Raw genomic sequence first — 13,594 nt, forward strand, 5'->3', positions numbered from 1 at the left:
CGCCCCACGCCGTCGGCGCGGGGCGGTGCGACGGGTGGGAGAGCATGGCTGACGAGGCGACCCAGGAACTGTCGATCACGCCGGACGCGGTGGCGGGCGGGACCACGCACGTCTCCGACGAGGTGGTGGAGAAGATCGCGGTGGCCGCCACCCGCGGGGTGCCCGGGGTGGCCGAGCTGGGCGGTGACGTGGCCCGGTTCTTCAACGCGGTGCTCGACCGGGTCGGGCTCGATCAGGTCGGCGACGCCCGCCGGGGCTGCTCGGCCCACGTCACGAACGGCGCGGCGGTGATCAACCTGGTCCTCGTGATCGCGGCCGGTCACCCGGTTCCGCAGGTCACCGACGAGGTGCGGGCCGCTGTCGCGTCCGCCGTCGAGGCGTACGGGCTGCGGGTCGACGAGATCAACATCAAGGTCGACGACGTGGCGATGGGCTCGCCGCCTCCTGCCGCCTGACCCTGCCCCTCCGGCGGGCAGACGACCCGTACCGTTGTTCCCAGCGGCGCGAGGCCGCCGTGCGTCGGGAGGTTCGCCATGCCGAAGGCTGTCTCGTTCGCTCCAGTGCGAACCGTGAGGGCGTACGAGGGGATCGTCCGGCAGGTCGAGGAGCGGATCGCCGCCGGCGATCTGCGGCCGGGGGACCGGCTGCCCAGCGAGCGCGAGCTGACGACCCAGTTCGACGTCAGCCGGTCGACCGTGCGTGAGGCGCTGCGCGTGCTGGAGAGCAGCGGCCTGGTCCGCTCGCGCCCCGGTGACCCGCTCGGGCCCCAGGTGATCGCCTCGACCGCCTCGGCGATGCGCAAGCTGTTCGCCCGGGTCGTGGACAGCCGGCGGCTCGGCGTGGCGGAGCTGCTCCAGTTCCGCATGATCATCGAATCGGCGGCGGGATCGGTCGCGGCCCGGCAGGCGTCACCGTCCGAGTTGGACGAACTGGAGCAGGCGCTGGCGGGCATGCGGGACGCGGTGGCCGACGGCTACGAGGCGTTCAGCGCGGCGGACGTCCGCTTCCACGAGCACGTCGCCCGCCTGTCCGGGAACGAACTTCTGGTGCTCTGCCTCGACGCGGTCCGCAGCATGGTGCTCGATCTGATCTCCACGAAGCTCGCGGAGGCCCCGGATCGTGAGGCGCTGATGGAGCGCACGCTCGCGCACCACCGCCGGGTCATCGACGCGATGCGCGCGGGCGAGGCCGACGAGGTGGCCCGGCTGACCCGCCAGGAACTGCACCACTACTACGCCGAGTACGTGCCGGAGGCGCGGCGCTCGATGGTGGACGTATTGCTCTGAATCCGCCTGATGTGGCCTGACCTCGGATTATCCGAGGCGGCCATCAGCTGAGCAGGCTCTTCCCTTCAACTGGTCTGACCAGTAGCCTCCCCCACATCTCGTCGTGTACCACGGGGGACCACCAGTTGCCCAATGCATCGACCGCCCCGGATCGGGGCGGAGGTCGCACCGCTTCGCATGGGAGAAGCTGCATGAAGTCGTCCAGATTCGCCGCGCTCGCCGCGGCAGCCCTGGTCTGTCCGGGACTCGTGCTCGTCGCGTCGCCCGCGTCGGCCAACCCCGCCGCCGGCGCACCGGGTGCCCACAACGCCATCACCGACGTTCCCGGCATCCAGGTCGGCCAGGTCCAGTCCGACACCGCTCCGTACCTGACCGGCACCTCGGTCGTCTACATGCCGCAGATGTCCGTGGCGAGTGTGGACCAGCGTGGTGGCGCCCCCGCCACCAAGGAGACCGACCTGCTCAGCCCGCTCAACTCCAACCCGGGCGTCAACGCGATCCAGCTCGGCGGCAGCAGCATGTACGGGCTGTCGGCCACCAACGGCATCATCCGCTGGCTGGAGGACCGGGGCGAGGGCGTACGCGTCGGCGCCGGCGGCGTGGCCCCGATCGTGCCGGCCGCGGACATCTTCGACCTCGGCCGCGGCGGCGACCCGAAGGCCCGCACCTCCGCCGAGTGGGGTTACCTCGCGGCACAGGCCACCTCGGACGGTCCCGTTCGCCAGGGCGGCGTCGGCGGCGGCACCGGCGCCCGTGGCGGCGGCATGCGCGGCGGCGTCGGCACCGCGAGCGTCCACCTCGGCGACGGTATCTACGTCGGCGCGATGGTGATCGTGAACCCGGCCGGCTCCCCGGTCGACCCGGCCGACTGCACCCTGTACGGCGTCAAGTACGGCATCGGCAACGAGTTCGCCGGGTACAAGGCTCCCAAGAAGAAGGAGTGCAACCCGCCGACCCCGCCGGCCGCCGCCGCCGAGCAGCCGGCCAACACCACGATCGCCGTGGTGGCCACCAACGCCCCGCTGGAGAAGGCCGCCGCGCAGCGCATGTCCGGCAACGCGCACGACGGCATGGCCCGCGCGATCAGCCCGATCCACACGCTCGGCGACGGCGACACCGTGTTCGCGGTGTCCACCGGCAAGGGCGAGGCGCTCCAGATCAACGACCCGGCCGACAGCCGCCAGCTCAACGCCATCTTCAACGCCGGCGCCAGCACGCTCGCCCGTGCCATCGCGAAGGCGGTCCTCTCGTCCGAGAGCATCGGCAACACCACCAGCTACTGCGACCGCTACCCCTCGGCCTGCAAGGGCATGAAGCAGCTCAAGCAGTGGCGTACGCAGGGCAACGCCCCGGACGTGACGCCGGAGACCTTCGCCCAGGCGACCCAGGCGCTGCAGCAGACGCCGGTCCCCGCGCCGGCCGGTGCCGACAAGGGCAAGGACAAGGGCAAGGGCAAGCCGAACGCCGCTCCGGCGGGCAACACCACGAACGACGCCGGTCAGGAGTCGCAGAACGGCATGGTTCTCGCCTCCGGCAACACCGGTGGCCCCACGCTCTCGACGGGCGTGACCACGGGCCTGCTGGCCGCCGCCGTCCTCGGTGTCGGCCTGCTGGGCATGCACCTGCGGGGACGCCGCCGGGCGCCGTCCGCCCGGCTCAGCTGACACACACGCTGTCTCACCTCGCGCCGGCACAGTAGGCGCGTGACGATCGAGGCGGGTTCCGTCCACCCGGACGGGGCCCGCCTCGCGTCGTTCCCAGGTCGCCGGCCGGTGGATCGTCCGCGCCCGGTATGACCGTCTATCTTGGAGTTGTGGCACCTCGCACAGCTCGCATACAGCGCATCCCAGGCGCCACAACTCCAAGATCGACGGAGGAGGGCGTTCAAAGCCGAGCCACTTGGCAGCACGTCAGCCCTTCGGTGTGCCGAGGGAGCGGGAACGAGCTGCCCTCGGCAGCTCGTTGCGTCGCGCTGGCGCAGAGCACAGAGGCCACACCGTAGGGCTGGGCGTGGTCGTCGGGCGGGTGGAACGCGTTCGCCCGCGGTTCAGCCCTCACTCGGCCGTGCGTTGTGTCGACGCCCCGAGCCCCCGGGCGCGCAGGGTTTCACGGAGGCGACACACCTCGACTGCGACAGTCCACTGCGCACCGACCACGGCTCCCGGACAACCCCGGCCCTCCTGGACCGTCGATCTTGCACTTGGTGTCCCGACGAACGGGGTCAAATCCCCCGCACCAGGGGCAGCAAGTGCAAGATCGCGGGGAGGGGGAGCGGGGAGGGGGAGCGGGGGAATGACGGAAGGACCTGGTGGGCGGGAGCCCACCAGGTCCTTCTGTGCGTGGTGCTGGGCTACTTCTTGGACACCTTGGTGACGTCGAAGGACTGGGTCACCGCGTCCTTCGGGTAACCCTCGACGCCGTCGCGGATCACCGCGAGGTTCGGCAGCAGGAACAGCCAGTCGCTGGCGGCCTCCTGCGAGATGACCTTCGCGGCCTCGGCGAACTTCTTGTCCCGGGTCGCCGCGTCCAGAGCCGTGTCGGCCTCGTTCATGAGCTGCGTGACGGCCGGGTTCTTGTAGCGGTAGTAGTACTCCGGCTGGCTGTAGCGGACCAGGTCACGCGGCTCGACGTGGGCGATGATGGACAGGTCGTAGTTGGCCTTGCCGAGCACCTTGTCGAGCCACTGCGGCATCTCGACGTTGTTCTGGGTCACCTTGATGCCGACCTCGGCGAGCTGCGAGGCGACGAACTGCGCGGAGGCGCGGGCGTAGCCGGGCGGCGGGACGTCCATGGTCAGGGTGAGCCCGTTGGCGTGGCCGGCCTCGGCGAGCAGCTGCTTGGCCTTGGCGGGGTCGTGCGGGAAGTCTCCGGTGCGGTCCTCGTACCACGGGTCGCTCGGCGGCACCATGCTGCCGATCTTCGTGCCGTACCCGGACCAGACGGTCTTGATGAGCGCGTCGTGGTCGATCGCGTGGCGGATGGCCTGGCGCACCCGGGCGTCGGCCAGCGGGCCCTTGGCGTTGTTCATCGCCAGGACGACCTCACCGGTCGTCTTGCCCTCGACCACCTCGAACTGCTTGTTGCCCTTGAACACCTCGAGCAGCTGCGGCGCCTGGATGTTGGCCACGATGTCGAGCTGACCGGAGAGCATCGCGTTGTTCAGCGCGTTGGCGTCGGTGATGTACCGGAAGACGGCGGTGCCGACCTTGGCCTTCTCACCCCAGTAGCCGTCGTTGCGCACCAGCGTGATGCTGTCGCCGCGGTTCCACTTGTCGAACTTGAACGGACCGGTGCCGTTCGGCTTCGTCCCCAGGTCGGTGGCGTTCTCCTTGAGCACCACGCCGACGCGGCCGGCGACGTCGAACAGCCAGCTCTGGCTGGGCCGGGACAGCGTCACGTCCACGGTGGAGGCATCAGGCGCCTCGACGGTCTTCACGACTGTCATCTGCGACTTGAACGGGTTCGTCGAGCCCTCGGCGGTGACCCGCTTGAAGCTCCACACCACGTCCTGCGCGGTGAGCTTCTGGCCGTCGTGGAAGGTCACGCCGTCGCGCAGCTTGAACGAGTACTTGGTGCCGTCGTCGGACACCTTCCACTCGCTGGCCAGCAGCGGCTCCACCTCGCCGGTGCCGGCGTTCTGGCGCACCAGGCCCTCGTACACGTTGTAGAGCAGGACCTGCGGGATCGCGGCGCCGGCCTCGGCGGTCAGGTCGAGGCTCACCGGCTCCAGGTAGGCGCCGAGGGTGACCGTACCGTTGCCGGAACCACCGCCGGTGGTGGTCTCCGAGTCACCATCGCTACTGCACGCGGTCAGAGCCAGCGCCGTGGCGAGCAGCACGGCGGGCAGCGTTATCTTCAGCCGATTCATTCGTGTGTCCCATCGCGAAGAACGCCAAGGGCGCTCGTAGCCTGTGAGGCGGGACACTATGAGCGTGCTACCCGATGCAAAAGGGCCAGTTCAGCGGGGTCGGCAGGTACCAATCAGCGCCGGACTACCGCGCCACGCGGAACCCGGTGTTGCCACTTGAGGAGTCAACGGTGGTCCGACTCCGTGCTGCCACGCGGTAACGGTTGCAATAAGAGTCGTGGCACAGGTACGAACCACCCCTGATGACGCTCTCACCTGGTGAGATACGGCCGCGGCGGTCGCGCCAGGGTTCGGCCGTGAGTTCCCAAACGTTGCCCGCGACGTCGTACAGGCCGTAGCCGTTCGGCGGAAACGCGGTCACCGGAGAGGTGCCTGCGAACCCGTCTTCAGCGGTGTTGACAGCAGGGAAGGCACCCTGCCAGATGTTGCACAGGTGCCGCCCGTCCGGGGTCAGCTCGTCGCCCCAGGCGTAGCGCGCCTGGGACAGGCCGCCGCGCGCCGCGTACTCCCACTCGGCCTCGGTGGCCAACCGGGTGCCGGACCACAGGCAGTACGCCTCGGCGTCCCGGTGGGAGACGTGCACGACGGGGTGCCGCTCGCGCCCGCGTACGTCCGAACCGGGCCCGTCCGGGGCGGCCCAGTGCGCTCCCTCGACCGCCAGCCACCACGGCGCCTGCGGCACCGACGCGTCCAGCACGTACCGGTGCGCGGACGGCGCCAGCAACAGGTGGAAGACGAACGACCAGCCGTACCGTTCCGCGTCCGTGCGGTAGCCGGTGGCGTCGACGAAGCGGGCGAACTGCCGGTTCGTCACCGGTGTCGCGGCGATCGCGAACGGGGCCACAGCCACCGGCCGGACCGGTCCCTCCAGGTCCTCCGGGAAGCCCTCCGGGTCGTCGGTGCCCATGAGGAAGGTGCCGCCGGGCAGCGCGATCAGGTCGTCCGTACCCCGGAATGGTGAGCGGACGGCGCTCGCGCCCGCCGCGGCGCCGGTGCCGGCGGCGGCGGGCGGGCGTCGCGGCGCGCAACACGGCGACGGCGGGGGAGTGCCCCCGCCGTCGCCCGGATCGACCGGTTCGGTGCTCACATCCGTGTCACGCCGGCAGGGCGTCCGCCTGGTACGCGCCCTCGCCGATGACGGCGGCGACCGCGTCGCCGAAGTCCTCGGTCGACATGCCCATCTCCGGCCCGCGCATGGCGCCCAGACGCGGCAGCACCGCCTTCACCCCGTCCTCCAGGCAGCGGGCCGCCTCGGGGTGGCCCAGGTGCTCCAGCATCAGCGCGGCGCTGAGGATCGAGCCCGCGGGGTTGGCCCAGCCGCGGCCGGCGATGTCCGGCGCGGAACCGTGCACCGGCTCGAACATGCTCGGCGCCGACCCGGTCGGGTTGAGGTTGCCGCTCGCGGCCAGGCCGAGACCGCCCTGCACGGCGGCGCCCAGGTCGGTGATGATGTCGCCGAACAGGTTGTCGGTGACCACGACGTCGAACCGCTCCGGCTGCGTCACCAGGTAGAGGCACATCGCGTCGACGTGCACGTAGTCCACCTCGATGTCCGGATACTCCGCGGCGACCTCCTCGAAGGTCCGCTGCCACAGGTCGCCGGCGTACGTGAGGATGTTCGCCTTGTGCACCAGGGTGACGTGCTTGCGGCGGCTCAGGGCCAGCCGGAAGCCGTGCCGGATGAGGCGTTCGACGCCCTTGCGGGTGTTCACCGACTCCTGGGTGGCGATCTCGTCCGGCCCGCCCCGGTGGATGAAGCCGCCGGCGCCGACGTAGGCGCCCTCGGTGTTCTCCCGCAGGATCACCAGGTCGCACTGCTCCGGGCGGAGCCCGCCGATGGGCGTGGGCACGCCTGGCAGCAGCTTGACCGGCCGCAGGTTCACGTACTGGTCGAACGCGGTCCGCAGGTGGATGACCAGGCCGCGTTCCAGCACGCCGGGCGGCACCGACGGGTCACCGACGGCCCCGAAGAGAATGGCGTCCGCCTTGGCCAGTTCCTGTTCCACGTCCGGCGGCACGACCTGGCCGGTTATCCGCCAGTAGTCCGCGCCGAGTTCGTAGTCCTCCCAGACCAGGTCGATCCCGAACCGTCGGGCGGCGGCGTCGCACGCCTTGACCGCCTGCGCGGTGACCTCCGGTCCGATGCCGTCGCCGGGCACCAGCGCGATTCGCTGGGCGCTCATGAGTCCACCCCTGTCCGCGTGCAGGAGACCGTCACCTGCCATCGCCCGGCCAAGCGTGGCGGGAACGGGCCCTCCGCAACAGGTCCAGGTCTCCGGCTAGGCTAGTACCAGCGGGACGCACAGGGCGTGTGCAGGGCGTACGACGACGGGACGAGGCGAGACCCCCGCGGGAGTGGGAGGTCGAGGTGGCGGATTTCCTGCTGCCGGTCAACCCGCAGAGCACGGTTCCGCTCTACGAGCAGATCATCACCGGGCTCGAGGACGCCATCCTCGCGGGGCAGTACGACGACGGCCCGCTGCCCAGCACGCGCCGCCTGGCCGAGGCGCTCGGCGTCTCCCGGAACACCGTGCTGACCGCGTACGACCGGCTCATGGAGCAGGGTCTGATCGTGACCGTCCCGCGGCGCGGTCTCTACGTCTCCTCCGACGCGGTGGTGCGGATGCGGGCCGCGCGGCGGACCGCCCGCTCGCCGATGCAGCCGATCGACTGGGAGGCGCGGCTGCCGGAGCCGCCGCCCACTCCGGTGCACCGGGATCCGGCCTGGGCGCGGGCGCCGTTCCCGTTCGTGGTCGGCCAGCCCGACCCGTCCATGTTCCCGATCGGCGCGTGGGAGCGGGCGCAGCGTGAGGCGCTGCGGCAGGACGGGCTGTCCCGGGTCATCGGGGACGCCGGCCAGGCCGACGACCCGGAGCTGGTGCGTCAGCTCTGCGAGCACGTGCTGCCCGCGCGCGGCATCTCCGCCCACCCGGACCAGGTGATGATCACGCTGGGTTCGACGCACGCGCTGCACCTGCTGGCGAGCGTCCTCGTCCGGCCGGGCAGCGTGGTGCTCGTCGAGGACCCCGGCTACCCGGACGCCCGGACGATCATGCAGATGGCCGGCGCCGACGTGGTGCCCGGCCGGGTCGACGAGGACGGCCTGGTCGTCGAGGACCTGCCGGCGGACCTGCACGGCGCCCAGCTCGTGTACGTCACGCCGAGCCACCAGTACCCCACCGGCGCGACCATGTCGGCGTCCCGGCGTGAGGAGCTGCTGCGCCGGGCCGGCGCGGCGGACGCGGTGGTGATCGAGGACGACTACGACCCGGAAATGACGTTCCGGGGGATGCCCGCGGTGGCGGTGCGGGCGCTCGACGACGAGGACCGCGTGGTCTACCTCGGCAGCTTCAGCAAGCTGCTGGCACCCGGGCTGCGGCTCGGCTACGTGGTGGCGTCCCCGGCGCTCGTGGACGCCATGCGGGCCCGCTCCCGCTACGTGCTGCGTCACCCGCCCGGCCCGATGCAGCGCGCCCTCGCGCAGATGATCGCCAGCCGGGACCTGGCCCGCCACGTGCGCCGCGTCCGCGCCCACTACCAGGGGCTGTACGAGGAGATGGTGCGGGCGGTCGAGCGGCACGTGCGCTGGGGACCGCAGCCGGTGCCGCGCGGCGGGCTGGCCCGCTGGATCACCGGCCCGCCGGGGCTGGACGCCGGAGAACTGGCCCGGGAGTTGCGCCGGCAGGGCGTCCTGCTGGACCCCGGCGCGCCGTACTGGGCGACCCGGCCCGCCCCGCGTCACCACCTGCGCCTGGGGTACCAGGTGATGCCGCTGGACCGCATCGAGGAGGGGGTGCGGCGGGTCGCCGCGGCCGTAGAAGACCAGGTCCGGCCACGGCTGGTACCCCCACCGACCCGGAAACTGGACGTTCCCCTCCGAGGGCGGAGTTCGTAACCTCCGACGCCATGACGTCGGACACCCACGCCTCCCTCCGCGCCGGCCATCTCGTGGACGAACAAGCCGTCGTGTCGCTCACCCAGGACCTGGTCCGCATCCCCTCGACCTGGGACGCGGGCCGAGGGCGTAGCGAGCAGCCCGTGGCGGAACTCGTCGCGCAGGTCATGCGGGGATTCGGCTGGCGGCCGGAGGTCACCGAGGTCGTCCCCGGGCGCCCCAACGTCGTCGCGGTGGTGGACGGCGGCCTGCCCGGCCCGACGCTGATGTTCGAGGGGCACACCGACGTCGTCACCGAGGGCGCTCCCGAGGAGTGGACCGTCGACCCGTTCGGCGGCGACATCGTCGACGGGCGGCTGTACGGTCGCGGCTCCGCCGACATGAAGGCCGGTGTTGCCGCGATGATCCACGCGACCCGGGCCGTCGAGCTGGCCGGGCCGTTCCCGGGCCGGATCGTGGTGGCGGCCCTGGTGGACGAGGAGGGCCAGATGCTCGGGGCGAAGCACTTCACCACCACCGCGCTCGCCCGCGAGGTGGACGCCGCGATCATCTGTGAGCCGGAGGCGGAGGAGATCTGCGCGGTCGCCAAGGGCGCCGTCCGGCTGCTGGTCACCTGCACCGGCAAGATGGCGCACGGCGCGATGCCGCAGCACGGCCGCAACCCCGTACCGGCGGTGGCCGAGCTGGTCGCCGCGCTCGGCCGGTACCAGAAGGAGCTGCAGGCCGACCCGGGTGAGCACGAGCACCTCGGCCTGACGTACCTGACCCCCACGGTCCTGGACGCCGGCTCCGCCGACCAGCTCAACGTCATCCCCGGCCGCGCCGTCCTCGGCGTGGACTGCCGGACCGTACCCGGTGTCGACCACGCCGCGCTCGCCGCGCGCGTCCGCTCCGACGCCGACGCCATCGGCACCAGGCACGGCGTCACCTTCGCCGTCGAGGTCGTCGACGACCGGCCGTGCGCGGTCACCCCGGAGGACCACCCCGTCTCGCTCGCCGTGGCCGAGGCGCACCGCGCCGTCACCGGCGCCGAGCCCGTCTTCGGCGGCGTGCCCGGCGCGACCGACGGCACCATCCTGTGGCGCGACAGCGGCATCCCGAACGTGGTGTACGGACCCGGCCCGAAGTGGATCGCCCACCAGCCCGACGAGTACGTCGAGGTCGACGACGTCGTCCGTAAGACGAAGGTCTACGCCGAGGCGGCCCTGGCCTTCCTCACCGGGGCCACCGGCGCCCGGGCGGGTGCGGCGTCGTGACCGCGCAGGAGCTGCTGACCGCGCTGCCCGCCGGCCTGCCGATCGGCGCGGGCTGGACCAGCACCGCGCAGACCGCGCCGGTGCGCTTCCCGTACGACGGCAGCACCGTCACCCAGGCGCCGTGGGGCGACCCCGGCGACGCGGAAGCGGCTGTCGAAGCCGCGCAGGAGGTCGCCGCGGAGATGGCCGGGCTGCCCGGCCACCGGCGGCGCGCGATCCTGACGGCAGTCGCCGCCGAGGTCCGCGCCCGCGCCGGCTCGCTGGCCGAGCTGCTGGTCCTGGAGACCGGCAAGCCGCTCGTGGACTGCCGGGTCGAGGTCGCCCGCACGCTGGTCACGCTGGAGACGGCCGCCGAGGAGGTCGGGCACCTGACCGGCGAGACGGTGGCCCTGGACATGCAGCCGTCCGGCGAGGGCATGCTCGGTTTCTGGGTACGCCGCCCGGTCGGTGTCGTCGTCGGCATCACCGGGTTCAACTACCCGCTGCTCCTGGCCGCCCACAAGGTCGCGCCGTCGGTCGCGGCGGGCTGCCCGGTGATCGTCAAGCCGGCGCCGAACACGCCGCTGGCCACGCTGGTGCTGGTCGACCTGTTCCGCCGGGCCGGCTGCCCGGCCGCCGGGGTCCAGCTCGTCACCGGCGGCGTCGAGGTCGGCAAGCTCCTGACCACGCACCCCGGCGTCGCGGCCGTGTCGTTCACCGGGTCGGCGCACGTCGGCCACCAGATCGCCCGCGCCGCGGCCCCGCGCAAGGTGCTGCTCGAACTCGGGTCCAACGCGGCGCTCGTCGTCGGCCGCGACGCCGACCTCGACCGGGCCGCCGAAGCCGTCGTACGCGGCGGGTTCTACGCCTCCGGCCAGGCGTGCATCAGCGTGCAGCGGGTGATCGTCGAGGAGCCGGTCCGGGAGGCGCTGCTGGACCGCCTCCGGCCGCTGCTGGCCTCGGTCACCACCGGCGACCCCCGGTCCGCCGACACCCGGGTGTCCGCCCTGGTGGACGAGGCGTCCACCGAGCGGGTCCACTCGTGGGTGGACCGCGCGGTCGCCGCCGGGGCGCGCTGCCTGGCCGGTGGTACGGCGCAGGGTCGGGTGCTGCAACCGACTGTGCTCGTCGACGTCCCCGATGACGCCGAGTGCTGGGCGGAGGAGATCTTCGGTCCGGTGGTCTGCGTCCGGTCGGTGCCCGACATGGACGCGGCGGTCGAGCTGGTCAACCGGTCCCGCTACGGGCTCCAGGCCGCCGTCTTCACCCGCGACCTGGCTGTCGCCCTGGACGTCGTACGCCGTCTCGACGTCGGCGGCGTGCTCGTCAACGAGGTGCCCGGCTTCCGCGCCGACAACATGCCGTACGGCGGCGTCAAGGACTCCGGCATCGGCCGGGAGGGACCGCGCTTCGCCATGGAGGAGCTGACCGTGACCAAGATGGTGATGATCAGGCCATGACTCGGAGTGGGAGCACACACGCATGGTGATCTACTTCGTCCGGCGGCTGGCCATCCTCGCGGTATCGCTGTTCGCCGCGTCGATCCTCGTCTTCACGATGCTGGCGCTGCTGCCGGGCGACCAGGCGCAGGCGATGCTCGGCGTCAACGCCACCCCGGAGGCGCTGGAGGCGCTGCGGGAGCAGTTCGGGACGAACCGGCCGTTCACCGAGCGGTACCTCGAATGGGCCGGTGGCCTGATCCGCGGTGACTTCGGCATCTCGCCGCTCAGCGGGGTGTCGGTCGGCTCGGAGATCGCCGACAAGCTCGGCGTGACGGTGCCGCTCATCCTGGCCGGGATGACGCTGGCGCTGCTCATCGCCGTACCGCTGGGCATCCTCGCCGCGGTGAAGAGCCGTACCGCGATCGGAACGGCGCTGTCGGCGCTGAGCCAGGTCGGCATCGCCGTGCCGTCGTTCTGGCTGGGCATCCTGCTCATCACCGTGTTCGCGGTGAAGTTGCAGTGGCTGCCCGCCGGCGGGTTCACCGGATGGGACGACGTCGGCGGCGCCGTGCAGGCCCTGCTGATGCCGGCGCTGGTCCTCGGCGTGGCCCAGGGCGCGATCCTGATGCGCTACGTCCGGTCCGCTGTGGTCGAGGTCATGCAGGAGGACTTCATCCAGACCGCGCGGGCCAAGGGGCTGAGCCGCTCGCAGGCGCTGACCCGGCACGCGCTGCGCAACGCGGCCATCCCGGTCATCACGGTCCTCGGTCTGCAACTCGCGACGCTGCTCATCGGCACCGTCGTGATCGAGAACGTCTTCGGCCTGCCCGGTCTCGGCCGGATGCTGCTCCAGGACGTGGGCAACCGCGACCTGCTGAAGGTGCAGGGCACCGTGATGGTGCTGACCGCCGCGGTGCTTCTGATCAACTTCGTCGTCGACGTGGTGTACCACGCGGTCGACCCCAGGCTGAGGAGCAAGGCATGACATCAGTCGCCGACGCCCCACCGGACGCCACCGCCGACGTCGTCGCGGCCGGCCCCGTCAAGCCGCGCCGCCGCTGGAACCTCACGCTGGTGATCGGCGCCGGCCTGGTGGGCCTGGTCGTCCTCACCGCGCTGGTGTCGTTCCTCTGGACGCCGTACGACCCCACCCGGGTCGACCCGTCGCAGACGCTGCTGTCCCCGGGCGGGGACCACTGGCTCGGCACCGACCACTTCGGCCGGGACATCGTCAGCCAGCTCCTCGTCGGCGCGCGGACCACACTGTTCGTCGGTGTGGTCGCCGTCGCGATCGCCGCCGCCGTCGGCGTACCGCTGGGTCTGCTCGCCGCCACCGGGCACCGCTGGCTCAGCGAGCCGGTGATGCGGGCGCTGGACATCGTGTTCGCGTTCCCGGCCATCCTGCTGGCGATCATCCTGGCCGCCGGCTTCGGCGCCTCCACGCTCACCGGCATGATCGCGATCGGCGTCGCGAACGTGCCGGTGTTCGGCCGTCTCACCCGGGCCGGCGCGATGCAGGTGCTGCAGAGCGACTTCGTGCTCGCCGCGCGCAGCTACGGCCGCCGGGGCGTGGTGCTCATGGTCCGGTACGTGCTGCCGAACATCGCGGCCCTGCTCATCGTGCAGGCGTCGGTGTCGTTCGCGCACGCGGTGCTCGCCGAGGCGGCGCTGTCCTACCTCGGGTACGGCACCCCGCCACCGACCCCCACCTGGGGACGGATGCTCCAGGAGGCCCAGAACTACTTCGTCGTGCAGCCGATGCTCGCCGTCTGGCCCGGTCTGGCCATCGCCCTGTCGGTGCTCGGCTTCAACCTCATGGGCGACGGGTTGCGCGACGCCCTCGACCCGCGGCTGAGAGGACGGTGAGC

Annotated in this window: 11 protein-coding genes; 8 read left to right on the forward strand and 3 right to left on the reverse strand. The window is 71.9% G+C overall.

Annotation, left to right across the window (positions count from 1 at the left end):
* The first annotated feature begins 44 nt into the window (after positions 1–44).
* The 3 genes from BFV98_RS24855 (at position 45) to BFV98_RS24865 (ending at position 2,950) form a co-directional block, all read left to right on the forward strand.
* Positions 45–455, forward strand: coding sequence for an Asp23/Gls24 family envelope stress response protein (locus tag BFV98_RS24855; RefSeq protein WP_013288217.1), 411 nt, complete (start codon positions 45–47; stop codon positions 453–455).
* Positions 456–569: 114 nt separating this feature from the next.
* Positions 570–1,286 (forward strand): FadR/GntR family transcriptional regulator, encoded by a 717-nt coding sequence (locus tag BFV98_RS24860; RefSeq protein WP_225319458.1) that lies wholly within the window; start codon positions 570–572, stop codon positions 1,284–1,286.
* Between the two features lie 191 nt (positions 1,287–1,477).
* A complete protein-coding gene (locus BFV98_RS24865) occupies positions 1,478–2,950 on the forward strand; it encodes a P1 family peptidase (protein ID WP_013288215.1) in 1,473 nt (490 codons plus the stop codon).
* 686 nt (positions 2,951–3,636) lie between these two features.
* On the opposite strand, the gene BFV98_RS24870 is transcribed toward BFV98_RS24865, so the two are convergent.
* The 3 genes from BFV98_RS24870 to BFV98_RS24880 form a co-directional block, all read right to left on the reverse strand.
* Positions 3,637–5,154 carry an ABC transporter substrate-binding protein gene (locus tag BFV98_RS24870; protein WP_013288214.1) on the reverse strand — a complete coding sequence of 506 codons (1,518 nt, stop codon included), beginning with the start codon at positions 5,152–5,154 and terminating at the stop codon, positions 3,637–3,639.
* Positions 5,155–5,278: 124 nt separating this feature from the next.
* Positions 5,279–6,241, reverse strand: coding sequence for a formylglycine-generating enzyme family protein (locus BFV98_RS24875; protein ID WP_071097935.1), 963 nt, complete (start codon positions 6,239–6,241; stop codon positions 5,279–5,281).
* Between the two features lie 7 nt (positions 6,242–6,248).
* Positions 6,249–7,337: a 3-isopropylmalate dehydrogenase gene (locus tag BFV98_RS24880; protein ID WP_071097937.1), complete on the reverse strand. Its 1,089-nt coding sequence runs from the start codon at positions 7,335–7,337 to the stop codon at positions 6,249–6,251.
* Positions 7,338–7,522: 185 nt separating this feature from the next.
* Between BFV98_RS24880 and BFV98_RS24885 the strand changes: the two genes are divergently transcribed.
* From BFV98_RS24885 to BFV98_RS24905, 5 genes are read left to right on the forward strand one after another with little or no spacing between them, the layout of a single operon-like run.
* Positions 7,523–9,049 carry a PLP-dependent aminotransferase family protein gene (locus BFV98_RS24885; protein WP_013288211.1) on the forward strand — a complete coding sequence of 509 codons (1,527 nt, stop codon included), beginning with the start codon at positions 7,523–7,525 and terminating at the stop codon, positions 9,047–9,049.
* 11 nt (positions 9,050–9,060) lie between these two features.
* Positions 9,061–10,305, forward strand: a complete 1,245-nt coding sequence (locus tag BFV98_RS24890) for a M20 family metallopeptidase (RefSeq protein WP_071097939.1) — start codon at positions 9,061–9,063, stop codon at positions 10,303–10,305.
* Positions 10,302–11,744, forward strand: coding sequence for an aldehyde dehydrogenase family protein (locus BFV98_RS24895; RefSeq protein WP_071097941.1), 1,443 nt, complete (start codon positions 10,302–10,304; stop codon positions 11,742–11,744). Before BFV98_RS24890 ends, BFV98_RS24895 begins: the two co-directional genes overlap by 4 nt.
* A gap of 22 nt (positions 11,745–11,766) precedes the next feature.
* Positions 11,767–12,711, forward strand: coding sequence for an ABC transporter permease (locus BFV98_RS24900; RefSeq protein WP_013288208.1), 945 nt, complete (start codon positions 11,767–11,769; stop codon positions 12,709–12,711).
* On the forward strand, positions 12,708–13,592 hold the full coding sequence (locus tag BFV98_RS24905) for an ABC transporter permease (RefSeq protein WP_013288207.1): 885 nt from the start codon (positions 12,708–12,710) through the stop codon (positions 13,590–13,592). The genes BFV98_RS24900 and BFV98_RS24905 overlap by 4 nt, the downstream gene beginning before the upstream one ends.
* The last annotated feature ends 2 nt before the right edge of the window (positions 13,593–13,594 follow it).

This window comes from Micromonospora sp. WMMB235 (assembly GCF_001855515.1).
GTDB classification, from domain to species: domain Bacteria; phylum Actinomycetota; class Actinomycetes; order Mycobacteriales; family Micromonosporaceae; genus Micromonospora; species Micromonospora aurantiaca.